Annotated in this window: 1 protein-coding gene; it reads right to left on the bottom strand. The window is 48.2% G+C overall.

Annotated elements, in window-relative coordinates:
• Nucleotides 1-48: 48 nt before the first annotated feature.
• Nucleotides 49-315 (bottom strand): transposase, encoded by a 267-nt coding sequence (locus BN2503_RS19115; protein WP_054258149.1) that lies wholly within the window; start codon nt 313-315, stop codon nt 49-51.
• Between the last annotated feature and the right edge of the window lie 446 nt (nt 316-761).

Raw genomic sequence — 761 nt, forward strand, 5'->3', positions numbered from 1 at the left:
CGTGCTCGACCATAAGACCTTGGACAACCATCTCGCGACGCTCCGGGGTCAGAGCTTTCGGTCAACAACGTCCTTGAGAGCGTGGTGCATCAGTGCCAGGTCGGCGTACATGCGTTTGAGCTTGGCGTTCTCGTCCTGCAACTGGCGCAGTTGGGCCAGGTGCGAGACTGTCATGCCTGAGAACTGGCTCTTCCACTTGTAGTAGGTCGGCTCGCTCACGCCATGCTTCCTGCATGTCTCGGCAACCTTGGCGCCCATCTCGACCTCCTTGAGGATGCCGACTATCTGGGATTCGCTGAATCTGGATTTCTTCATGTAGAGACTCCGTTGGTTTGGATTCTCTACTTCCAGGTGGTTCAGGTTTTCAAGGGGACTTCAATTTCTTTGTGCTATAGTCACGCCTCTTCGTTGCTGCGGCGCTTGTGTCGACAAGTTGCAAGCCGCAGCGAAAAGGTTGATCTTCTTCTGGTTGTTGCGCGGTAAATTTTCTGTGTTATGATCGAGGGCTTCGCTGCTAGGGCTTGAGGTTCTGGCGGTAAAGAAAAAAAGATTGCTTTGAGTTGCGATTGAATGAAAATTCGATGTATAATTCAAGGCTTAGCTAAGTAAAGCAAGCTACTTCGGTAGTTTGATAAGAAAAGCGAATAACCTTAAAGTTTACAGTACTTTAAAAACTGTGTTAGAATTCAAGGCTTCGCTGATCGCAGCAAAGTTCGCAAAGAAAGAAGAAATTCACTTTGCACTGTACGTTAAAAACATAC

This window comes from Paenacidovorax caeni (genome assembly GCF_001298675.1).
Classification (GTDB): domain Bacteria; phylum Pseudomonadota; class Gammaproteobacteria; order Burkholderiales; family Burkholderiaceae_C; genus Paenacidovorax; species Paenacidovorax caeni.

Excerpts from the sequence above, each read along its gene's own strand:
- BN2503_RS19115 (WP_054258149.1), bottom strand. The coding sequence starts at position 315 with ATGAAGAAATCCAGATTCAGCGAATCCCAGATAGTCGGCATCCTCAAG.